A 22,971-nucleotide genomic window follows, 5' to 3' on the forward strand; every position below is an offset into this window, starting at 1 on the left:
CAATGATTCAACACAATCTGGCGATTTCCGGTGCCACCTGTCAGGGCTGTGCCAGAAAAATCATCAAGGCGCTGACCGCCATCGACGGCGTCAGTGAGGCCGAGGTGGACCTGGAACAACAACAGGTCACAATCGCGGCAGATCAAGGCGTTACCCTCGCACAAATGGAGCAAGCCATTGCCGAAGCCGGTTACGCCCCAGCCAGCACTGATCCCGACGCGGCAGCACCGCCATCGGGCCCTGAGAGCACCAGCACCCACTCCGATGTCACCCTGAGCATTACCGGAGCCACCTGCGCCGGCTGTGTCCGCACCATTGAAGAGGCCTTGCGCAGCACCCCCGGGGTGAAACAGGCAGAGATGAACTTTGCCGATCGCACCGCCCTGGTGACGGGCAGTGCCACCGCTGCCGAGCTGATCAAGGCCGTGGAGGAGGCAGGCTACGGCGCCAGTGAAACCACACTGGATGATGATGGCAGTGAACAGGAAGCGCGCGAACAGGCGCATTATCGCCAGCTTCTCAAACATATGTGGCTGGGATTGGGACTGGGGGTTCCGCTCATGGCCTGGGGATTGCTGGGCGGCGATATGATGGTCCGCCCCGGTGAAACCAGTCAGTGGATTTGGCTTGCGATCGGCATTGCCACTTTGGCCGTGCTGGCCACCGCCGGGCGCCACTTCTTCACCGGCGCCGGCAAGGCCTTCACCAATCACAACGCCAACATGGATACCCTCATCGCCCTCGGCACCGGCGCCGCCTGGTTGTATTCCATGGTGGTGGTGCTAATGCCCGGCGCACTGCCGGAAGCAGCGCGACACGTGTATTTCGAGGCCAGCGCCATGATCATCGGCCTGATCAATCTTGGCCAGGCGCTGGAGGTGCGGGCGCGCGGCAAGACCAGCGCGGCAGTGCGACGCCTGCTTGATCTCGGCGCCAAAACGGCTCGAGTGATTCGTGACGGCCAGGAGCAGGATATCCCGGTGGAGCAGGTGCAGACCGGCGACCGGCTCCGGGTCAGACCCGGTGAAAAAATCGCTGTGGATGGTGAAGTGCAGGAAGGCGAGAGCCGCATTGACGAATCCATGCTCACCGGCGAACCCATGCCCGTAGAAAAGACGGTTGGCGACAAGGTGAGCGCCGGCACGCTGAACGAAGCTGGCACCCTGATCTATCAGGCCACGGCCGTGGGGCGCGACACTGCCCTGTCACAGATCGTCGCCATGGTAAAAAAAGCCCAGGGCAGCAAACCCCCTATTGGCCGGCTGGCGGACCAGGTCTCTGCAGTGTTTGTACCCACCATCATGATCATCGCCGTGATCTCCGCACTGGCCTGGTTCAATTTCGGTCCGGATCCGCGCCTGACTCACATGCTGATCAGCGCGACCACGGTACTGATTATTGCCTGCCCCTGCGCACTGGGCCTCGCCACCCCCATGTCTGTCATGGTCGGGGTCGGCAAGGCGGCAGAACATGGCATCCTGATTCGTCAGGGTGAGGCGCTGCAAACCAGCAGCAAGCTGGACACCATCGTGCTGGACAAGACCGGCACCATCACCGAAGGCAAGCCTGCCGTTATCGATATTCTTTGCGCCGACGGCCAGCATCAGGACGACCTGTTACGCATCGCCGCCAGCCTGGAAAGCGGCTCCGAACATCCTCTGGCACACGCCATACTGCGCGAGGCGGAAAGCCGCAACCTGCCCCTTCAGGAGGCCAGCAGCTTCGAAGCACTGAATGGCAAAGGTGTCACTGCCACACTGGATGGACAACGTTACCGGCTTGGCAATCGTCGCTGGCTGGAAAACGAGGGAATCCGCATTGCCATGGACAGCGACACGCTGACCGACAAGGGCGCTACCCCCCTGTTTCTGGCGAACGACCAGACCTTGCTGGGGATTTTAGGCGTGGCCGACCGCATCAAGAGCGACTCCCGTGACGCCATCGCACGACTACGTGATTCGGGCCTGAAAGTCATCATGATCACCGGCGATATTCAGGCCAGTGCCGATGCCATCGCGCGGCAGGCCGGCGTGGACGACGTCATGGCCGAAGTGCTGCCGGAAGACAAGGCCGAGAAAGTGAAGGCACTGCAACAGGAGGGTCGCACCGTGGCCATGGTCGGTGACGGCATCAACGACGCCCCGGCTCTGGCCCAGGCCGATGTAAGCTTCGCCATCGGCACCGGTACCGACGTGGCCATCGAATCTGCCTCCATCACCCTGATGGGCGGCTCGCTTCACGGGGTAGCCGATGCCATGGCCATCTCTACCGCCACCGTTCGCAACATCAAACAGAATCTGTTTGGCGCTTTCATCTATAACAGCCTGGGCGTTCCTGTGGCCGCCGGAGTGCTCTATCCCCTCACCGGCAGTCTGCTCAGTCCGGTCATTGCCGGGGCGGCCATGTCGTTGAGCTCGGTTACCGTGGTCACCAACGCCAACCGGCTACGATTCTTCAAACCGGGAGGGAAAACCGCATGAGCATTCTCATCAACCTTGCCGGGCTGATCCTGATCGCCCTGATAATCTGGTGGTTCTGGATGTCACGGCCGGGGGGACGCAAGCCTGCAGCTATCACCTCGGAAACCACTATCATTGTGGATGATGGTGTCTATGATCCGGCATTGATTCATGCCCGCACGGGCCAGCCCCTGACGTTGCATTTTGAGCGTCGCGATCCCTCACCCTGCGCAGAGCAGGTCATCTTTCACGGGCTGGATGTGAGTGAATTTCTCGACAATGGCAAGGTCACAACAGTGACCCTGAAGAATCCGCCAAAGGGCGAATACCGTTTCACCTGTCAGATGCAGATGTATCAGGGCAGATTGATTGTAGACTGAGGCCAAACCGCCAACACGCAAACAAGAATGAGGATCTGACGTGAAAAAACTCCTGGTTGTTTTATCTGCCCTGTTCATTGCCGCCTGCGGCGAAGACGCCCCCGCGCAACCGGAAACCACTGCCGCGGAAAAGCCGGCAGCACAGGTGGCTGCCACCGACAAGGTACTGGAAGTGTACAAGTCACCCACCTGTGGTTGCTGCGGCGCCTGGGTGGAGCATATGGAAGCCAATGGCTATACCGTGCAGGTTCATGAAACCGACAACCTGCAACCCATCAAGGAAAAAGCGGGCATACTGCCGGGTACCGGCTCCTGCCACACTGGCTTTATTGATGGCTACGTGATCGAAGGCCACGTCCCCGCCAGTGACGTGGACCGCCTGCTGGCCGAGCGCCCTGCCGGCAAGGGCCTCACCGTCCCCGGCATGCCCATCGGTTCCCCCGGCATGGAGATGGGCGACCGCATGGATGCCTATGACGTGCTGCTGTTCGATGAAAACGGCACCGCTGTTTTCAGCCACCACGCCGGTAACTAGACCGAGTTCAAAGTTGAAAGTTTAAAGTTTAAAAGGCGCGGGAAAGGAGGGTTCTGATTCGGGAGCCCGTGCCCGCGCTGTTACCCGTGAGCGCGGGCACGGCGGCCCAAAACCGGCAAGCCTGATCCGCGTTTCAACTTTAAACGTTGAACTTTCAACTGCCTGTCCGTCCTGCCTGACCTATCATTTCGCCCTGCAATCGCATTTGCAAATCATTCTCATTATAGATTAACATCCGCGCCCTCTGATTCAGTGAAATCAGCCCTCACCTGCATTTTTGCTCAACCAGCAAGCATGTCAGCCAGCCATTGAGACGGTGAGACCGGGGACCGACGCCTCTGCCTTTGCAGCACGCGCCGGAAAACACCGCGTTTTCAATGGGAACTGACATGACTTATATCTCTCGCCGCAAACGTCCTGTGGCACAGACCACTCTCAGCCAGGGAGTCGGTCTGGGCACCGCCTTGCTGACCAGCCTGATCGCCTCAACGGCCAGCGCCGCTGACAGCACTGACACCACCGCCTCCAGCAACAACACCCTCGCCCCCATTTCGGTCAGAGCCGACTCAACCACCGGGGATTACAAAAGTGATGATCTTTCATCCACCAAATTTGCCAGGCCCGTTGCGCAAACCCCGCAAACCATCCAGGTGATCAACAAGGAAATCATCAAGGACCAGGGCGCGACCACGCTGACCGAAGCGCTGCAGAACAGCCCCGGCGTCGGTACTTTTTATGCTGGCGAAAACGGCAACTCCACCACTGGCGACGCCATCTACATGCGCGGTTTCGATACCTCCAGCTCCATCTATGTGGACGGCGTGCGCGATCTCGGCTCCATTTCACGGGACACCTTCAACATCGACCAGATCGAAGTCATCAAGGGTCCGGCGGGCACGGACTATGGTCGCACCGCGCCGAGCGGGTCCATCAACCTGTCCAGCAAGAAAGCCTTCATGGGCAACCAGAATGCCGCTTCCATCAGTGCGGGCACCGATGGCCAGAAGCGCGTCACTCTGGACCTCAATCGCAAACTCACCGACAACGTAGCGGGACGCCTGAACCTGATGGGCCAGGACAGCGATGTGGCCGGCCGCGATGAAGTGAACAACTCACGCTGGGGGATCGCGCCGTCCCTGACCGTCAACCTGAATGACAAGTCGCGCGTCTACTTCAACTACCTGCATGTGACCCAGGACAATGTGCCTGATGGTGGAGTCTCCACCATCGGCCTGCCCGGCTATACCAGCCCGGACCCGGCTCGCCCGGAAATCGGCAAGGCCCCCATGGTCGACAGCACCAACTTTTACGGTCTGGATGACGACCACGATGATGTGGAACTGGACATGGCCACCGTCATCGTGGAAGTGGATCTGACCGACAACACCAGCCTGCACAACATCACCCGCTGGGGGCAGACCCGTCAGGACTACATGCTCAGCGCCATCATGGCCTCCAGCAGCTATTTCAACACTCCTGACATTGATGACCCGAGCAGCTGGTCCATCCGCCGCTTGATCAACCTGAAGGACCAGACCAACTCCATCATGGCCAACCAGACCGGCCTGCTGACCTTCTGGGATCGCGGCAACATGTCGCACACTTTCTCCTACGGGGTGGAGTTCACCCGCGAAAAACTGGAGACCCGCGGTTTGACCACCGAAGGCAACTACCCCGGCACCGTGAACCTGTATAACCCGGTATCCAACGGTTCCGATTTCGATATCGTGCGCACCGGCGCCGCCAGCGAGGGCAACACCGACACCGTGTCCGCGTATCTGTTCGATGTGATGGAGTTTGGCGAACACTGGCAGATCAACACCGGTGTACGACTGGACCGTTACTACACCGATTACAGCAGCACCGCTGCCTGTACCGGCGGCCGTCGTGACCCGGACGCCTGTACCGGCCTGGCCCTTGGCACCGTGGTCCCCAACGTGGACGCCACCACCAGCGACAATCTGGTCAACTGGAAACTGGGCGCGATGTACAAGTTCACGCCGCAGCTCAATGTCTATGCCGACTACGCGGTGTCTGCACAACCCCCCGGGGGCAACAACCTGACTCTGAGCAACCGTGACAACAGTGCCGACAATCCAAACTTTGATCCCCAGGAAGCCGTCACCGAGGAAGTCGGCAGCAAATGGAACCTGGCCAACAACAAGCTGCTACTGAGCGCCGCCCTGTACCGCACCACCGTCACCAACCTGGTGGAAGAAGATCCCACCGACGGCAACTACTACCAGACCGGCGAAAAGGAAGTGCAAGGGGTTGAGTTGTCCGCCATGGGAAGCATCAGCGACAACTGGAATGTGAGCGCCGGCTTCACCACCATGAACGCCAGCATCACCGACGGTGATGCCGATGCCGCAGACAACAGTAACGATCTGACCTATACACCGGATCGGGCCTTCACTTCCTGGACCACCTACCGTCTGCCTTTCAAGCTGACCATCGGTGGCGGCGCACGCTACACCGCCGGGCTCAAACGCGGAGCCGATGGCGCAGTAGGCACCCCGGATCACACCGACAGCTAATGGGTGTTCGATGCCATGGCCAGCTACCCGCTGGGCAAGCACGCCGACCTGCAGCTGAACGTCTACAACCTGTTTGACGAAGACTATGTAGCGTCTATTAACAAGAGCGGCTACCGCTACAACCCGGGCGTACCGCTGTCCGCATTGATGACACTCAACGTGAAGTTCTAAGCCAACCCAGGCAGCGCCCGGCATCTACCGGGCGCTGTTTTTGGTTCATCGCGCAGTAGAAGAAACTCATGAGTTATGGACGGACGTCGGACGTCTGAGGACAGACGCCAAACCTGAACCAACGACCTTGCTCTCGGTTTTTGGATGTAGCGTCAGACCTCAGACGTCAGACCAACCTCCCCCCCCCCCCCTCAATCTGCGCAGAACCGCTTCCACAAAGGGCCAGCCATGTTATTGCACATACCCCGCGTTCTCTTACCGCAAGAAACCACCACGTTCCGCCAGGCACTGGAGCAATCCAGCGACTGGGTGGACGGAAGAGAAACCGTTGGCGCCCAGGGCGCCCAGGTGAAGCAGAACCAGCAACTGGCGGAATCTTCCGCCCTGCGCGAACAGCTCGGCCAGCGCATCCAGCAAGCGCTGCTGGCCAATCCGCTGTTCTTTGCGGCAGCACTGCCGCTGCGCATTCTGCCCCCACGTTTCAATCGTTATCAGGGTGGCGAAACCTACGGCATGCACATCGATGGCGCTGTCATGCGCATGGACAGCAACCAGCATCTGCGCTCGGATCTGTCCTGCACCCTGTTTTTCAATGATCCGGACAGCTACGACGGCGGCGAACTGGTAGTGGCCGACACCTACGGCGAACACGAAGTAAAACTGCCCGCCGGCGATCTGATCCTGTACCCCTCCTCCAGCCTTCACGAAGTTCGCCCGGTCAGCAAAGGCGCGCGACTGGCATCGTTCTTCTGGGTACAAAGCATGGTGCGCAACGATGCCAACCGCCGCACACTGTTCGAGATGGATACCGCCATCACCACCCTTACCCAGAGTGGCGCGGACCGCGACGCTATTCTCAAACTGACTGGCGTCTACCATAATCTGCTACGCCAGTGGGCAGAAACCTGATCCCGCTGACAATCTGCAACGGGATTCACCATGATGAGTTTTCACGATTGGCTGTTACTGGCCAGCGTCTGCGCCCTTGGCGCCATGACCCCGGGCATCAGCCTGGCGGTCATTACACGACACACCCTGCACGGCGGCCACAAGGCTGGCGCGCTGGCCGGCATCACCCATGCCATTGGCATCGGCCTGTGGGCGGCCGCCACCGTCACGGGGCTTGCTGTACTGTTTCATCGCTACCCCATCATGGAGCAGGTGCTGTCCCTCGGTGGCGCCGCATTTCTGATCTGGATGGCCTGGAAGAGCTGGCAGGCCGGCAGGCAGCCACTGGTACCGGCAACGCCAGATGCATCCTTCAATGTGCTGCACAGCGCCGCACGGGATGGCTTCATGGTCGCCTTCCTGAACCCCAAAGTGGCGCTGTTCTTTCTCGCCCTGTTCAGCCAGTTTCTTGACGCCGGCATGGGCCAGGCCGCCCGTATCCAGATGGTGCTGACCTCCATACTGATCGATGGAGGCTGGTACGTGCTGGTCGCCGTGATGCTCGGCCGCAGCCGCTTCCTGCCCTGGTTACGCGCCCACCATCACTGGGTGGAGAGAGGCACCGCCGTACTGCTGTTGGTTATCGCCTGCAGCGTTGCCCTCCAGTCCCTGTTCAGCACGCCAGCAGACTTTGCCTTGACCTTGGGGTAGCCCAAGGGTTGATAATCGGACTTATGAAGCGTTCATGGCTCTCTTCCATCCGGCCCGCCCTGGCCCTGCTGCTTACCGCATTGATGCTGGTAACCGGCACCGCCGTGGCCATGGAAAGCAGCGCCATGGCCGCCAGTGGGGCCCGTATGGGCAACGCGCTGTCCCACTGTCATCACCACAGCGCCGATACCAGCTCCCACACCAACACCCACAGCAGCATGTCCATGAACCACATGGGCATGGACCAACAGACAGATAGCCACTGCCCGGATGACAACGCCTGTCAGTGCATCACCCTTTGTCAGGTCAGCGCCATTACCCTGACGCGTTTTGTTTCCGGCAATGACAGCCCTGCCCAGCACTATCTGCCGGGCCCGGTCATTGCTGTCTCTCCCGGTATTCACCAGCTGCCCCTGCGCCCGCCAACCCTGACGGTTTGAGTCCACTTTTTCTCAAACCATCAGGAGACCAACATGAACAGGCAATCTTTCTCCCTGCCACGACGACGTTTCGTGCAGGGCCTAGCGCTCGGTGCCACCGGACTGGGGCTGGGCCTCAGCCCACGGCAATTGCTCGCCACTCAAGGGCATACCGGCGCCCCTATTCTCAGCGGTGACACCTTTCACCTGACCCTGGGTGGCGCCGACGTGAACATCACCGGCAAGCCCCGTCAGGCCACCACCATCAACGGCATCGTGCCGGGCCCAACCCTGCGCTGGCGCGAGGGCGACACCGTCACCATCAAGGTGACCAACCTGCTGCCGGAAACCAGCTCCATTCACTGGCACGGCCTGCTGCTGCCGTTCACCATGGATGGCGTGCCCGGCTTGTCCTTTGATGGCATCAAGCCCGGCGAGACCTTCACCTACCAGTTCCCCATCGTGCAAAGTGGCACCTACTGGTATCACAGCCATTCGGGTTTCCAGGAACAGACTGGCCTTTACGGCTCCATCATCATTGAGCCGAAAACCCCGGAACCACACTCCTTCGACAGGGAGCAAGTGATCATGCTGTCGGACTGGAGCGATGAGGACCCGAAGCATATTTACGCCACGCTCAAGAAAGTCAGCCATTACTACAATTTCAACGAGCGCACGGTGTTCGATACCCTGCGCGACTTCCGTGAAAAAGGTGTCCTGAAAACGCTCAAGGACCGGCACATGTGGAACACTATGCGCATGAGCGAGCGGGATCTGGCCGATGTCACCGGCTACACCTACACCTACCTGATGAATGGCCAGAGTCCCAACGGCAACTGGACCTGTCAGTTCAATCCTGGTGAACGAATCAAACTGCGCTTTATCAACGCCAGCGCCATGACCTTCTTCGATATCCGTATTCCCGGCCTCGACATGACTGTGGTGGCCATGGACGGGCAACCGGTGAAACCGGTGGACTTCCATGAAGTTCGACTCGGTGTGGCGGAAACCCTGGACGTGATCGTCGAACCCAAAGACGACCGCGCCTACACCCTGTTTGCCCAGAGTATCGACCGCTCCGGCTTTGCGCGCGGCACCCTCACACCGGACCCGGCGCTCAGTGCTGCTGTGCCCGATATGGACGAACCGCCATTGTTGGGCCATACGGAAATGGGCATGGGCGGTATGGACCACAGTTCCATGAATCATGATATGGACAGCATGGATCAGAGCACCATGAACCACGACATGAGCAGCATGGATCACAGTGCCATGAACCACGACATGGATGGCATGAATCACGGCGACATGGCCGTACCTTTTGCCGTGGATCCCGCCAACCCGGACCTGGCACCAAGAGACAGCGCCACCCAGCATCTGGACAGCGAATACGGCCCGGGAGTGGACATGCGCGCCATGGCTCCCGGCGAGATGCTCGCCGACCCCGGCATAGGCCTGCGCAATCGTGACTGGAAGGTACTCACCTATGCGGACATGGAAACCGCCGGCGGGCCACCGGACAGCCTGCATCCCGATCGCGAAATCGTGCTGCACCTGACCGGCAACATGAGCCGCTATATGTGGAGCTTCAACGGCATTCCCTTTGCCGATGCCAAACCCCTGGAGCTGTACCATAACGAGCGTGTGCGTATCACCCTGGTGAACGACACCATGATGACCCACCCCATTCACCTCCATGGGCTATGGAGTGATCTGGAACTGGGCGATGGCAAACTACTTCGCAAACATACCATCACCGTGAAGCCCGGCGAAAAAATCAGCTATCTGGTGCGTGCCGACGCCCTGGGGCGCTGGGCCTATCACTGCCACCTGCTTTATCACATGGATGCGGGCATGTTCCGTGAGGTGCGGGTAGTCAGCAAAGACACTGAAAAGCCAATGCCCGGGATGGAGCACCATCAGCATGGGGGGCACACATCATGAAGAAATTACTCCCTGTGATGGCGCTGACCCTCAGCGCACAGAGCGCTTTTGCCATGAGCGAACATCCCATGCGCGTTGGCCAGGTCATTGTCGATCAGCTGGAAGTACGCGATACCGACGAGGGTCGTGTGCTCGCCTGGGAAGTGGATGGCTGGTACGGCAGCGACATCAACAAACTGTACTTTTCCAGTAATGGCGAGCGGCTGATGGCACCGGAACACGATGACGAAGATCCCGCCACGGAAAGCGCCGACACGCGACTGGCCTGGAGTCGGGCGCTTTCCCCCTTCTGGGACGGGCAACTGGGTGTTCGCCGCGACTGGCAGCCGGATGATCCCAACCGCGACTGGGCCAGCATTGGCATCAAGGGACTGGCACCCTACCAGTTCGATGTGGATGCCCATCTTTTCATCGGTGACGACAGCCTCACCAATCTGCAGCTCAGCGCAGAGTACGAACTGATGCTGACCCAGAAGCTGGTGCTGGTACCGGCCCTGGAAGCAAACTTCTACGGAAAGGAGGATGCAGAACTGGGCGTCGGCAAGGGCCTGACCGATATCGAAGCCGGGCTGCGGCTACGCTACGAGATCCGTCGGGAAATTGCCCCCTACATTGGCGTGAACTGGGAAAAGCAGTACGGCGATACTGCCGACTTCACCCGCGCTTCTGGAGGCAAGACCGAGGAAGGCATGCTGGTGGCAGGGATTCGCTTCTGGTTCTGACAAACCGCTAGCGCCTTCCTGCTTTGAAGAGGCTCACTGTGCACTGCTGTCCCACAGTTTCTGAAGGGCCAGAGGAAGCGGAGGCGCTTTCTCTTGTGGGAGCTTGCTTGCAAGCGATCCGAGCCCAAGCAAGGCAAACAGTTTCGAGTAACGAGTTGCGAAAGGCAAAATCTCAAACTTAGCGCTTCGTCGTTATCTTTTGATTTTCGAAACTCGGTACTCGTAACTCGTCTCTGAAATCCTTACCTCGCTTGGGCTCGGATCGCGTGCAGGCTCGTTATTCGCTACGCTCACCCCTTCGGGGCCGCACTCCGTGCGTTACTCCGCTACGCTACGTTCCTACAGCGGCTTCGTTGAAAGGCAGAAGCTCGGGAACTTTTTGGTTTTTTCCTTTCCAAGCGAGAGTAGCTCGTAGCTCGTAGCTCGTAGCTCGTAGCTCGTAGCTTGATGGCGGAGATGCCCTGAGGCATTTCCGCCCTGCAGTCCGGTTTAGCCGGAGCAGCTATCGTACTCGTTGTTCTCCAGGGTACGCAGTTCCTTGTTGCCCTGGATCTGAATATCCAGATCCTGCAGCACGCCATCACCAATGCCATACACCCAACCGTGGATGGTCAGCTCCTGATCACGGCGCCAGGCTTCCTGAACTACCGTGGTGTTGGAGACGTTGATGACCTGACGGGCCACGTTCAGCTCGCACATCTTGTCCAGTCGGGCCTGGTCATCCGGCAGCTCGGCCAGATTCTTGCGGTTGCGCAGGTACAGCTCACGCACCTGGCGCAGCCAGTTGTCGATCAGGCCGTGGGGGGCATCTTCCATGGAGGCTTTCACACCGCCACAGCCGTAGTGGCCCACCACCATGATGTGCTTCACCTTGAGCACATCCACAGCAAACTGCAGCACGGACAGCAGGTTCAGATCGGTATGGTTGACCAGGTTGGCCACATTACGGTGAACGAACAGCTCACCGGGCATCAGGCCAACCACTTCATTGGCCGGAACACGGGAATCCGCACAACCGATCCACAGGAATTCCGGGCTTTGCTGCTGACCCAGCGCCTCGAAGAAACCGGGATGCTGTTTCTCGATCTCGACACGCCACTTTTGATTATTGGAAAACAGTTCAGGCAGGGTTTTCATGGTCTCTCGCTTTTTTATACGCAATCACGCCGCATGCAACACGCTTGCAGGCGGCTAACCACCAGTCATATTCATGAATCGTACCAGTTGCTCACCCGGGTCCAGGCTGAAGTCATGGCGTTCCGGCTTGATCGCCATGGCGCCAATAATGGCGTCGCGCAGGGGGGCATCATCGTCCGGGTGAGCGCGTAGCACGGCGCGCAGGTCCACGCTGTGCTCATGACCCAGGCACAAGAGCATACGCCCCTCCGCGGTTACCCGCACCCTATTACACAATTCGCAAAAGTTTTGTGAATGGGGGGAAATAAAACCGATGCGACTGTCACTACCCGGCACCTGCCAGTAGCGCGACGGGCCACCGGTCTTCTCCGCCAGCGGCACCAGATTCAGGCGGGTTGAGAGGTCATCGCGCAGTTCCGCCGATGACACGAACTCCAACCCGCGATCATGCTCGGTGATCTGCCCCAGCGGCATTTCCTCGATAAAGGAGATATCCAGCCCCCGCTCCAGAGCAAAATCCACCAGCGCCGGCACCTCATCATGGTTGCGCCCGCGCAGGATCACGCTGTTCAGTTTGATACGGCGGAAACCCGCCTCGCGGGCGGCCTCAATACCCGCCAGCACCTTCGCCAGGTCACCGGTGCGAGTCAGCTGGCGGAACCGGTCCGGGTTCAGGGAGTCCAGGCTGACATTGATGCGATCCAGCCCCCCGGCCTTCAACTCGTCGGCATAGCGAACCAGACCAGCGCCGTTAGTGGTCATATTTAGTTCATCGAGGCCGGAAATGGCACCAATATCGCGCACCAATTGCGCCACATCCCGGCGCACCAGGGGCTCTCCACCGGTGAGGCGGATCCGTCTCACCCCCAGCTCCACCAACACCCTGGCCAGCCGCTCCATTTCCTCCAGGGTCAGTACCTGGGCCCGCGGCACAAAGGTCATATCCTCCGCCATGCAGTACACACAGCGGAAGTCACAGCGGTCGGTCACCGACAGCCGTACATAATCAATGGTGCGCCCGAAGCGGTCCTGCAACATGGCCGGGCGGACGGGTTCAGTACTTGTCATGGCCCCCACTGTAGCAAACCCCGGGCCAGCCCGTCGTGACGATATTCGCCGCTTTTCTGGCCATTTCGTCGGCCCAGTGCCCACCCGGTTGGTCAGGCCCGCCGTGCTATTGTTAGAATGGGCCCCTTTCCGGGTGTTTCGGCCCTTTGCGGCCGCCGCATTCCAAATTCATCTACCCCAAAAGGGTTTCCATGCAAATCTCAGAAAACGCCGTAGTGTCCATCCACTACACCCTGACCAATAACGCCGGCCAGACCATCGATTCCTCCGTAGAGCGTGGTGAACCCCTGGCTTACCTGCACGGTGCCGGCAACATTATCCCGGGCCTGGAAAAGGCGCTGCTGGGCAAGCAGGCTGGCGACAAGCTGGATGTGACCGTGACTCCTGAGGAAGGCTACGGTGAGCGTCACGAGCAGCTGATCCAGCAGGTTCCGAAGACCGCTTTCGAGGGCAACGAAGACAACCTGCAGCCGGGCATGCAGTTCCAGGCCCAGACCGAAGCCGGTCCGCGCATCTTCACCATCACCGCCGTAGAAGGCGATGAAGTGACTGTCGACGGCAACCACCCGCTGGCGGGTGAGACCCTGAACTTCGCTGTCGAGATCACCGAAGTGCGTGAAGCCTCCGACGAAGAAAAAGAGCACGGCCACGTACACGGCCCGGGTGGTCACGATCACTGATCGTTGATAACCCTGCCCTATAAAAAAGGCTCCCGAACGGGAGCCTTTTTTATGGATGCCCTGCGGCCGCAGCACGCTTCACGCAACCTGCTGCACGCAAACCGGGAAACCGCACTGTCGCGGATTTGATCGAGGCCGGAACAAACCTGCTTTGCGAGCAAAGGTCCACATCAAGTTCGAAAATTGCCTTCGGCCAATCCTGGTCCGTCTCTTTTTTTCGCTAATCCTCGACAAACCTTTTTCAATCGATTCGATGGACAGTTTACCCCTACTAAAAAGTAGGGGTAATAAAGGGCTCTCCCCCTCGCTAGTATTGCAAGCAGATCAATAAAAACATTGTGCGCAAGCAATCACGGGGGAATATCCATGATGCATCTTTCCGGCTCTTACAAGCCCGTCATATTCCTTGCGTGCTGCCTGTCCGTATTTGCCACTTCAAAGGCTCACTCGGCGGAACGGTCAGATTGCAGTGGCCGCGCATCACCTGCGGAAATGCTGCCTATTGCGGTATGAAGAAGGCTCGGCCATTGACCTCAGTCACCACCAGCTTCTGGTCATATAACCGCTCCAGCGCTTCCGGCACCAGCATGGTCTCCACCGGGCCGTGGCAAAGCGCGCCGTCGGGGTACATCAGCAGGATGTGATCGCACCAGCGGGCGGCCAGATTCAGGTCATGCAGACACATGAACACCCCCGCCCCGGATTCCGCCTGCTGTTGTAACAACTGCATGGCCAACACCTGATGATGAAGGTCAAGATGGTTGGTGGGTTCGTCCGCCAACAGAATGGCGGGCTGCTGACATAGCGCGGTGGCAATGGAAACCCGCTGGCGCTCCCCGCCGGACAGAGTGTTGACCAGCCGATCCTGCAGAGAGGTAAGGGACAACGACGCCAGCGCGGCCTGTGCCAGCGCCAGATCACCCGCGCTCTGTCGTTGCCAGGGCGACAGGAAAGGATGACGGCCAATCAGCACCGACTCCATTACCGTGGCGGGAAAACTGTCCTGACGCTCCTGAAACACCACCGCCAACTGCCTGGCCACCTGCCGGCGACGCAGTTCAGACAGTGGCACGCCGTCAAGCAACACCTGTCCGGCACGAGGAGTACGCAACCCCGCCAGGGTATGCAGCAGGGTGGTCTTGCCTGCGCCATTGGGCCCCAGCACCCCCCAGCGCTGGCCCGGCTCGATCTGCAGGCTCAGTGGCGAACCGCCTTTGCGGCCAGGAATATCGATCACCAGCTCCAGCGCTTCAAGCATCGTCATCAGCGGCTCCGATAGAGCAGGAACAGGAAGACCGGCACGCCGATCAGGGCGGTGATCACCCCGACGGGTAACTGCTGTGGTGCGATGATCGTCCGCGCCACCGTATCCGCCACCGTCAGCAGCGCCCCTCCGGCAAGCACCGAGGCCGGCAGAATCATGCGCTGATCATTTCCCAATACCAGCCTCAGCATGTGCGGCACGATGAGACCCACGAAACCGATACTGCCGGCAGTGGTAACGGCAGCCGCGGTGAGCAAGCTGGCCAGGCCATACACGCACCAGGCCAGCGGCTTCACTGCTACACCCAACGCCGCCGCCTGCAACGGCCCCCGGGCCAGCACATTCAGGCTACGCCCCAATGGCAGTGTCAACAGCAACGCCAGAATCAGCACCAGCCACGCCAGCCAGGGACTGCGTGCATAGCTCAGATCACCCATCAGCCAGTAAAGCATGCCTGGCAGCTGCTGCGCCGAGCCCAGCGTCAGCATGAAAGTAATCAGCGCGCCCCATCCGGCAGCCACCACCACCCCGGTGAGCAACAACCGGGTAGGTGTCCAGCTACCCTGACCTTGAGCCAGACCGAACACCAGTAGTGTCGAAATAAAGGCGCCGGTAAAAGCTGAGCCGGACACCATGGCTGTCCCCAGACCAAGCAACATGGACAGCAAGGCGCCCACCGCCGCTCCACCGGATATCCCCAGCACATAGGGGTCCGCCAGCGGATTGCGCAACAACACCTGCATCAAGGCCCCAGCCAGGGACAACAAGCCACCGGTGGCGAAAGCAGCCAGTGCCCGCGGGGCACGCAGGCCGAAGACCAGCTCCTGATGCAGCGGCAGCCCCCGACCGCTGAATAGCGCCCACAGCTCCGCCAGAGACACCGGCACACTGCCCACCGCAACCGCCAGTAGCAAGGCCAGCAGGCTGGCCACCATCAGTAGTGACAGGGAGAAAACGTAACGGTAACTACTGTCGGGCACGGGCGGTTTCCAGGTGCCGGCAGAGCGTGCGGGTGCCGGTCAGCATCATCGGGGTCGGCCGCTGCAGGGAGGACGGGGCGATGAAAAACAGGTTGTCTTTCTGTACTGCCTGCAGGGATGAAAATTGCTTCCATGGCTCCAGCCACTGCGGATTGTCTTCACCCATACCCCCCGCGACGATCACCTGCGGGTTCTTTTCCAGTACGGCTTCACGGCTGATATGCGGCGCCAGTGCCGACAGACCACCAAACACATTCACGCCTCCGCAGATCTGCATCGCTTCACTGATCAGGTGAGCATCACTGACTGTCATCAAAGGCTCTTCCCACACCTGATAGAACACGGTCACCGGAGCAGCCTTGGCATAACGTTCCTGCAAGGCAGCCACACCTGCCCGAAACGCATTGGCAGCGCCGGTCGCCACGCTGGAGGTACCTGCCAGCGCTCCCAGCCGCTCGAGATTACTGGCCACATCTTCAAACTTGCGCGGTTCACTGACATAGACCGGCAGCCCCATGGACATCAACCGCTCCACCTGCTCGGCAGGATTGCCACTGCCCCAGGCCACCACCAGATCCGGCTGCAGAGCCACGATAGCTTCCAGATCCAGACGCTTGAAGGTGCCCACCCGGGGCAGCTTCTTTGCTGCCGGCGGATAGTCACTAAAGTTGACGGCGGCGACCAGCTGCTCACCGGCTCCGGCGGAAAAAAGAATTTCCGTGGCCCCAGGCGAGAGCGCCACGATGGCTTGCGCGGGCGCTGTAAGGCAGACGGTACGACCGGTATCGTCGTCCACACAGCTTTCTGATCTGGCCATTACCGCCAGTAGCAAACCACTCACCATCAGCATCCCGCGCAATGTCATATGACTCGTCCTCTCGGTGCGGGCGTCCCGGCCCGCGTCTTATTGTGTGTCGTAGCTCAGGCTCACCATGACGGCACGCCCCGAATTCAGGTAATCCCAGCCGGCAAAACTGCGTGCCGTGACATACTCCTTGTCCAGCAGGTTTTCGACCACGACCCGACCAGTCCAGTTCTCAGCGAAATCCCAACTGGCTCGCAAATCCACCAGCCCAAACCCGGACAACCGATCCGTATTGGCAGCATCGGTATAACGGTGACCCTGAAAGCTGGCAGTCGCCCCCAGGGAGACTTCACCGAAACGACGATCAATATCCAGCCGGCCGCTACGCTGGGCCCGGTAGGCAATGATATTACCGGTTTCCCGATCTTCCGGTTTCACGGCGGTGAACGCCAGTGCGGCGCGCCAGTTTTCCCAGTCCAGCCCCATGGCCAACTCAGCCCCCTCCACGGTGGTACGCTCCAGATTCAGGGAGGTCGCCTGGGCAAAGTCGTACACAATCATGTCTTCGATATTGGTGCGATAGAACGCCGCATCCCAGTACCAGGCGCTGTACTGGCCACGCAGACCAAGCTCACCCGTTTCCGACGACTCCGGCTCCAGATTCGGATTGCTGAAGTAGAACGGCGGCGAATCCGGGTAGTAAAGATCATTGAAGGTGGGCGCACGGTAAGCGGTACCGTAGCTGGCACGAAGGCGGTGCTGGTCATTCAGCTTGAAACCCACCCCGCCGGCACCGGTCACCTTGCTGCCGTAGGCGTCATTATCGTCATGGCGCAGACTAGCCTGCAGATCCAGCGCCCCAAACGCCAGCAGGGCTTGAGCGAATGCCGCCTTGTTGTCACGGCTTGGCTCGTCGTAGTCGACGCTGCTGAGTACCTCATCGCTCTGGTATTCGCCCCCCAGAATGAACTGGTGATTGCCCCACAGCGATACGCTCTGAACATTGGCGGTACGGGTGCGGGTATTGAAATCACCATTACTGAGGCCATCAGTGAAATCTTCACTCTCATCCTGCGCCTCACTGACCAGGGCCTTGAGCTGCCAGTCTTCACTAATCCATACATCGCCCTTCAGGCCGGTGACCTGTAGCAGATATTCCATCTGTCGCTTCTGTTCCGGGGTGCTGCCTTCAAATTCGGTATCCCCTTCGCTACTGAACCGGAACAAACCAATGCTGCCGCGATCATCAAACTGATGACTGATCCGGAAGATCCCCGACTCGTTATGGAAGCCTCGGTCATGACTGTGTTCGCGGATTTCTGTGCCTTCCGTATCAAATACGTTGGCCCCCACCATCACAGAAGTGCCGTCTTCGCTCAGGGAAGCGCCCGCGCCAAGGTTCCAGCTGGCGAAACTGCCACCACCCATGGTCAGCCATTCACCGCTGTCCCGGCCAAACAACTGGACCACACCACCGACTGCATCGGCACCGTATAGACTGCCGCGGGGACCGCGCACAATTTCCACTCGCTCGAACATCTGTGGCGGCAGGAATTCCCAGGCGGGTGCGCCAGTCGTTGCCGAACGCAAACGCACGCCATCAATCATAAGCAGGGAAGCATTACTGGAGGTACCGCGAATGGACACATTGCTGATCTTGCCAAACGAACCATTGCCATAGGTATCCACCCCCGGCTGGCCGCGCAGGACATCGCGCATTTCCAGCGGCTGCTGGTCACGCAGGGTCTGCTCATCAATGACGGTCACCGAAGACAGGGACGCCTCGGCAGTAACACTGCTCAACGTGGGCGTGACGACAATCGGGTCGAGTACAGCCAACTGCACCGGCTCATTGGAGGATGCTGCCAGCGGCAACAGGAAAAGCGCCGCCGAACCGGCAGCCATAAAACGCAAGGACATGAGATTGATCCCCTCTGCCGTGCCCACCCGCACGGCGTGGATTTTGCCGTGGCAGACACAACAACAAGGGGCAGCGCGAAGACGCCGGCACACCCTGCCATCGCCCGCCGCAACGCCTGGTAAAGACACTCTTGCCCCCTTGCGTACTCGGCACGCAAGCAGAAAGACAAAAGCACCCTCTTCCCGGCCGGTCTCCGGACTGATGAGCGAAGCAAATGCTTCCAACCATCGCCTTCCCATGCACAGGCACAGTGGCGTCGTGAAGGTCGTTGACTCAATCACCGTTGCGGGGGCAGTGTTGGACTCTTTCCTGCGGTTTAAGCGAGGAAATCACCAACTTCCCGTTTAACCCGCCCTGAACCAGGGCAGGCACCGAAAAGGTGGCGCGAAATTACCAATGGCGCAATCAATAAGCAAACGGAATCGCGACACATGAGCGACTTTCAAGCCCAGTTGAAACCCCTTCATTAAGTCGTAGCCAACTTGACAGGCCGCACTCCGCCGCCGAGGATTTGCCGCTTTTACTGCACAGCGAAATTATCCGTGTCCTGTTCTGTCTCCCCCGCCACACCATGGCTGCAAGTGATCCCCCCGCCCAGCGATCAGCATCGCCAGGAGGCTCAACGGCGCCAGCAGCAGCTGACCAAACCTGCCGGCTCACTTGGACAGATGGAAACCCTGGCCGTGAGCCTGGCCGCGCTACAACACACCCAGCACCCTTCAGCTGAACGCATCAAGATCACCGTGTTTGCCGCCGACCATGGCGTCTGTGCGGAAGGCATTTCGGCCTTCCCGCAGGCCGTCACCGGCCAGATGATTGCCAACTTTGTTGCCGGCGGGGGAGCCATCAACGTTCTGGCCCGACAACTCAAAGCCCATCTGGAGGTGGTCAATCTGGGCACGGTGTCAGCGCAGGCACCAACGGATGGCGTCGTTGATGAAGCGATTGCCCCGGGGACGGCCAACCTGGCCCGGCAAGCCGCCATGAGTGAAGCACAACTGCATTTGGCGCTAACCGCTGGTGACCGGGCCGCTGCACGCGCTGCCGAACATGGCTGTGACATTTTCATTGGCGGGGAAATGGGCATTGGCAATACTACCAGTGCCAGCACCCTTGCCTGTGCCCTGCTGCAGGCCTCCCCAAAAGAGCTGGCCGGCCCCGGCACCGGACTGGATAGCAACGGCGTCAATCATAAGGTCGAAGTGATTCAGCAAGCCCTCACCAGGCACGGTAACAGCAACGACCCGCTGCACTGCCTGGCATCGCTAGGCGGCTTCGAGATCGTCGCGCTGGCCGGCGCATGCATAGGTTGCGCGGTACGCGGCATCCCGGTGCTGGTGGATGGGTTTATCGTTTCCGCGGCCGCACTGGCGGCGGTACGCCTGCGCCCGGAACTGGCTGACTGGCTGTTGTTCTCCCACCGATCAGGGGAACCCGGTCACGGCAAGGTGCTCGACGCACTTCAGGCCAGACCCCTCCTCGACCTGGGAATGCGCCTCGGGGAAGGCAGTGGCGCCGCGGTGGCAGCCTCACTGCTGCGCAATGCCTGCGCCCTGCACAACCAGATGGCCACCTTCACCGATGCTGGCGTCAGCAACAGCGAGAATGAATGACATGACCTCTACCTTTTTCGATCTGATCCGCCACGGCGAACCGGCTGGCGGTCACAAGTACCGCGGGCATCGCGATGACCCGCTCAGCGAACTGGGCTGGCAGCAGATGCGTGACGCCATCGAGGACGGAGAACGCTGGGATCATATCCTTTCATCCCCTCTGCTGCGCTGCCGCGAATTCGCCAGCGAACTTTCCACACAGCTGGACATCCCTGTGACGGTTGCCGAAGGCTTCAAGGAAATCTGCTTTGGTGACTGGGAGGGCAAGACCCGGGAACAGGTGGAACAGGAATACGGCGACCACCAGGCCAACTTCTGGCGCGATGCCGAAAATCACCCGCCCCCCAATGCGGAAACCATTCAGGATTTTCATCAGCGCATCGGTGAAGCATGGCAACACTGGAACGAAGAATTGGCAGGCCAGAAAGTCCTGCTGGTATGCCACGGCGGCGTGATTCGCATGGTGCTGGGACATGTTCTGGGCCTGACACCCAGCAATGCCATGGCCGGCTTCCAGATCCCCTTCGCCTGCCGCTCACAGGTGCGACTGGATCACACCGAATTCGGCACGCTGAGTTGTCTGGTGAAGCACGGCTAGCCGTGCCGTAGGAGCGTCGCTGGCGGCGCGATCACCCAACCCCTGAAAATATTTATTTACCACAGAGGTCACTGAGATAAAGCAATGGGTTTTCTCTGTGCCCCAGTGCGCTCTGTGGTGAAAACGTTATTGATCCTGGTCTGAAATCGCGCCGCGAGCGACGCTCCTACAGCAGACGCTACCGCTCGCCTTTGAGCGTCTGGGCAATCCCGGCAACGGTGAACAATACCTTGTCGCACCGCCTGGCCAGGGACTGGTTCAACCAGCCCAGCTCATCGGCAAAACGCCGGGTGAGGGGATCCATGCCAATGGTCCCCAGCCCCACTTCATTGCTGACAATCACCACCAGCCCCGGATAGCTCACCAACGCCGACAGGAAATTGTCGCGCTCGCGGGCAAACACACTGTCACCGGCGTGCAGCAGGTTGCTCACCCACAGACTCATGCAATCTATCAGCAGCGTCGGCGGCGGATTCATCAGTGCCTTTCTACGCAGCACGCCGCCCAGTGACAGCGGCTCTTCCTCCAGCCACCATTGCGGCGGACGGCGCATCTTGTGCACCCGTACCCGCTCCTGCATTTCCGCATCACCAATGGTCGCGGTGGCCACATAAACTACCGGGCCGCCCTGCTCCTGTGCCAGCCGTTCCGCCAGCTCACTCTTGCCAGAACGAATACCGCCCAGCACCAATGTTGCTGCCATTAATTTTTCTTCACGAACTGGGTGAGAATGACGATACGCTGGCCTTCCACCCGGCCTTCGATCTGTTCAGGGTTATCCTGCACCAGGGAAATGTTGCGCACCGGGGTGCCACGCTTGGCGGTAAAGTTGGCGCCCTTCACATTCAGATCCTTGATCAGGGTGACCGAGTCCCCCGCTTCCAGCACTGCGCCATTGCTGTCACGATGCTGTACGCCCTGCTCTTCCACGACACCTTCCCCGGTGGCCTGGGCCCACTCCAGCACCTCATCTTCCAGATACAGCATATCCAGCAGATCCTGGGGCCAGCCCTCCGCACGCAGTCGAGTCAGCATACGCCAGGCCAGTACCTGTACGGCCGGCTGCTGACTCCACATGCTGTCATTGAGGCAACGCCAGTGGTTGGCATCTTCATTGCCGGGATTGTCGATCTGGTACTGGCAGGTCTCGCACAGCAGGGCGGATTGTGCCTCGGAACCGTCCGACTCAGGCGGCACGGCATACACAGAAAGGGCTTCCTTTGCACCGCATAGTTCGCAGCAAGAGTCCGCGCGCGCCAGCAAGGCAGATTCAATCGTCATAATCCGGTTCCTGAAAAATTTGCCGCGAATTATAACGGAAACTCAACCCCTGCGGGGGGCCGACGGTCAGTCCTGCAAGTCATCAGGCCGATAGAAAGCGTCAGGAATTGCCTCAGGGCTGTCTTGCTGCCCTGAGGAATCACGCTCAGCCAAACACGATCTCGACCTGGGTATTATCCAGTTTGCGGGCACTCAACGGCTCATTGAAAAGCTTGCCCACACCCAGCACCAGGCCACGGTAGATGTCGATCATGCCGCGGAAGGATTTGTAGGTCACAATCAGGGTACGGTCGTCTTGCCACTGATAATCGAACCGCGGTGGTCGCGCATTCTTGATAGTGGCAGTCATCTGCACATGGATCTTGTCCATGCCGAGAATCATTTCCCGGGCGGAATCAAAGCGGGTAATGATGCTGGAGTAGATTTTCGGCGCGTAGACACAGCACCAGTGTTCGCCAAAGGCATCGGCAACCTGCTCCGCCGTCAGGCCCAGCACCTTTGCGGTAGAGGCAAGAATATCCTTGGCCATGCTGTCATCAATATCCGTAGTCGGGTAGGCAAGTCGATGGCGTGTCTCTTCATCCACTTTCGCATCTTCCAGAATGGCCAGCCACTGATCAGCCCCGAATGTTGATTCGACCAGTTCCTTTGCGCAACGGGTAATCGTTCCTTTCATCTTCAGCCACCTCTTTTTTCCTTGTTATCCAACGAGGCGTACTTCGACCGACCTTGGTCTCGCCAACCGTAATTTTCCCGGGAGCACCCAATGTCCCCCCTGCACGATCAGGCTGATTTCTGGCGCGTCAAAAGGACGTCAACTGGCTCACAGCAAGGACAAAGCCATGGGGATAATCGGAT

General features: G+C 59.6%; 22 protein-coding genes and 1 riboswitch. Of the genes, 13 read left to right on the plus strand and 9 right to left on the minus strand.

Going from position 1 to position 22,971, the window contains the following annotated elements:
* Positions 1-2: 2 nt before the first annotated feature.
* From MWU49_RS08295 to MWU49_RS08335, 10 genes are all read left to right on the plus strand, one after another.
* Entirely contained in the window at positions 3-2,480 is a 2,478-nt protein-coding gene (locus MWU49_RS08295; RefSeq protein WP_246970490.1) for a heavy metal translocating P-type ATPase, read from the plus strand.
* Positions 2,477-2,839: a cupredoxin domain-containing protein gene (locus MWU49_RS08300; protein WP_246970491.1), complete on the plus strand. Its 363-nt coding sequence runs from the start codon at positions 2,477-2,479 to the stop codon at positions 2,837-2,839. Before MWU49_RS08295 ends, MWU49_RS08300 begins: the two co-directional genes overlap by 4 nt.
* 40 nt (positions 2,840-2,879) lie before the next feature.
* The gene (locus MWU49_RS08305) at positions 2,880-3,374 is read left to right on the plus strand and encodes a DUF411 domain-containing protein (protein ID WP_246970492.1); all 495 of its coding nucleotides are present in this window, start codon (positions 2,880-2,882) and stop codon (positions 3,372-3,374) included.
* 389 nt (positions 3,375-3,763) lie between these two features.
* A complete protein-coding gene (locus MWU49_RS08310; protein ID WP_348646695.1) occupies positions 3,764-5,911 on the plus strand; it encodes a catecholate siderophore receptor Fiu in 2,148 nt (715 codons plus the stop codon).
* Positions 5,912-5,926: 15 nt separating this feature from the next.
* On the plus strand, positions 5,927-6,082 hold the full coding sequence (locus MWU49_RS17860) for a hypothetical protein (RefSeq protein ID WP_348646696.1): 156 nt from the start codon (positions 5,927-5,929) through the stop codon (positions 6,080-6,082).
* A 228-nt stretch (positions 6,083-6,310) separates the two neighbouring features.
* Positions 6,311-6,991, plus strand: a complete 681-nt coding sequence (locus MWU49_RS08315) for a Fe2+-dependent dioxygenase (protein ID WP_246970493.1) — start codon at positions 6,311-6,313, stop codon at positions 6,989-6,991.
* Between the two features lie 30 nt (positions 6,992-7,021).
* Positions 7,022-7,681, plus strand: a complete 660-nt coding sequence (locus MWU49_RS08320; RefSeq protein WP_246970494.1) for a LysE family translocator — start codon at positions 7,022-7,024, stop codon at positions 7,679-7,681.
* A 23-nt stretch (positions 7,682-7,704) separates the two neighbouring features.
* Complete coding sequence (locus tag MWU49_RS08325; protein WP_246970495.1) at positions 7,705-8,121, plus strand: hypothetical protein; 417 nt, start codon at positions 7,705-7,707, stop codon at positions 8,119-8,121.
* A gap of 33 nt (positions 8,122-8,154) precedes the next feature.
* A complete protein-coding gene (locus tag MWU49_RS08330; protein ID WP_246970497.1) occupies positions 8,155-10,044 on the plus strand; it encodes a copper resistance system multicopper oxidase in 1,890 nt (629 codons plus the stop codon).
* Positions 10,041-10,766, plus strand: coding sequence for a copper resistance protein B (locus MWU49_RS08335; protein ID WP_246970500.1), 726 nt, complete (start codon positions 10,041-10,043; stop codon positions 10,764-10,766). Before MWU49_RS08330 ends, MWU49_RS08335 begins: the two co-directional genes overlap by 4 nt.
* Before the next feature lie 489 nt (positions 10,767-11,255).
* Here MWU49_RS08335 and can read toward each other — a convergent pair whose 3' ends face one another.
* Both can and moaA read right to left on the minus strand, forming a co-directional pair.
* On the minus strand, positions 11,256-11,903 hold the full coding sequence (gene can, locus MWU49_RS08340) for a carbonate dehydratase (protein WP_246970503.1): 648 nt from the start codon (positions 11,901-11,903) through the stop codon (positions 11,256-11,258).
* Positions 11,904-11,957: 54 nt separating this feature from the next.
* Positions 11,958-12,971: a GTP 3',8-cyclase MoaA gene (gene moaA / locus MWU49_RS08345; RefSeq protein WP_246970506.1), complete on the minus strand. Its 1,014-nt coding sequence runs from the start codon at positions 12,969-12,971 to the stop codon at positions 11,958-11,960.
* A gap of 191 nt (positions 12,972-13,162) precedes the next feature.
* Between moaA and MWU49_RS08350 the strand changes: the two genes are divergently transcribed.
* A complete protein-coding gene (locus MWU49_RS08350) occupies positions 13,163-13,651 on the plus strand; it encodes a peptidylprolyl isomerase (RefSeq protein WP_246970508.1) in 489 nt (162 codons plus the stop codon).
* A gap of 499 nt (positions 13,652-14,150) precedes the next feature.
* Here MWU49_RS08350 and MWU49_RS08355 read toward each other — a convergent pair whose 3' ends face one another.
* The 4 genes from MWU49_RS08355 to MWU49_RS08370 are packed head-to-tail and all read right to left on the minus strand — an operon-like array spanning position 14,151 to position 18,620.
* On the minus strand, positions 14,151-14,915 hold the full coding sequence (locus MWU49_RS08355) for an ABC transporter ATP-binding protein (protein ID WP_246970509.1): 765 nt from the start codon (positions 14,913-14,915) through the stop codon (positions 14,151-14,153).
* Positions 14,915-15,850 carry an iron ABC transporter permease gene (locus tag MWU49_RS08360; protein WP_246970785.1) on the minus strand — a complete coding sequence of 312 codons (936 nt, stop codon included), beginning with the start codon at positions 15,848-15,850 and terminating at the stop codon, positions 14,915-14,917. Before MWU49_RS08360 ends, MWU49_RS08355 begins: the two co-directional genes overlap by 1 nt.
* A 31-nt stretch (positions 15,851-15,881) precedes the next feature.
* On the minus strand, positions 15,882-16,760 hold the full coding sequence (locus tag MWU49_RS08365) for a cobalamin-binding protein (protein WP_246970511.1): 879 nt from the start codon (positions 16,758-16,760) through the stop codon (positions 15,882-15,884).
* Between the two features lie 39 nt (positions 16,761-16,799).
* Entirely contained in the window at positions 16,800-18,620 is a 1,821-nt protein-coding gene (locus tag MWU49_RS08370) for a TonB-dependent receptor (protein ID WP_246970513.1), read from the minus strand.
* A 167-nt stretch (positions 18,621-18,787) separates the two neighbouring features.
* Positions 18,788-19,012, minus strand: a riboswitch (cobalamin riboswitch).
* A 151-nt stretch (positions 19,013-19,163) separates the two neighbouring features.
* Here MWU49_RS08370 and cobT point away from each other — a divergent pair.
* A complete protein-coding gene (cobT, locus tag MWU49_RS08375) occupies positions 19,164-20,234 on the plus strand; it encodes a nicotinate-nucleotide--dimethylbenzimidazole phosphoribosyltransferase (RefSeq protein WP_246970515.1) in 1,071 nt (356 codons plus the stop codon).
* The gene (locus MWU49_RS08380; RefSeq protein ID WP_246970518.1) at positions 20,227-20,832 is read left to right on the plus strand and encodes a histidine phosphatase family protein; all 606 of its coding nucleotides are present in this window, start codon (positions 20,227-20,229) and stop codon (positions 20,830-20,832) included. Before cobT ends, MWU49_RS08380 begins: the two co-directional genes overlap by 8 nt.
* A gap of 178 nt (positions 20,833-21,010) precedes the next feature.
* Here the strand turns inward: MWU49_RS08380 and cobU are convergent, their stop codons facing one another.
* The 3 genes from cobU to MWU49_RS08395 all read right to left on the minus strand — a co-directional run bounded on the left by cobU (position 21,011) and on the right by MWU49_RS08395 (position 22,789).
* On the minus strand, positions 21,011-21,535 hold the full coding sequence (cobU, locus tag MWU49_RS08385; RefSeq protein WP_246970520.1) for a bifunctional adenosylcobinamide kinase/adenosylcobinamide-phosphate guanylyltransferase: 525 nt from the start codon (positions 21,533-21,535) through the stop codon (positions 21,011-21,013).
* Complete coding sequence (locus tag MWU49_RS08390; protein ID WP_246970522.1) at positions 21,535-22,113, minus strand: alkylphosphonate utilization protein; 579 nt, start codon at positions 22,111-22,113, stop codon at positions 21,535-21,537. Before MWU49_RS08390 ends, cobU begins: the two co-directional genes overlap by 1 nt.
* Before the next feature lie 145 nt (positions 22,114-22,258).
* Positions 22,259-22,789: a heme NO-binding domain-containing protein gene (locus MWU49_RS08395; protein WP_246970524.1), complete on the minus strand. Its 531-nt coding sequence runs from the start codon at positions 22,787-22,789 to the stop codon at positions 22,259-22,261.
* Positions 22,790-22,971: the final 182 nt, after the last annotated feature.

Source organism: Alcanivorax sp. S6407 (assembly GCF_023016115.1).
GTDB lineage: Bacteria > Pseudomonadota > Gammaproteobacteria > Pseudomonadales > Alcanivoracaceae > Alcanivorax.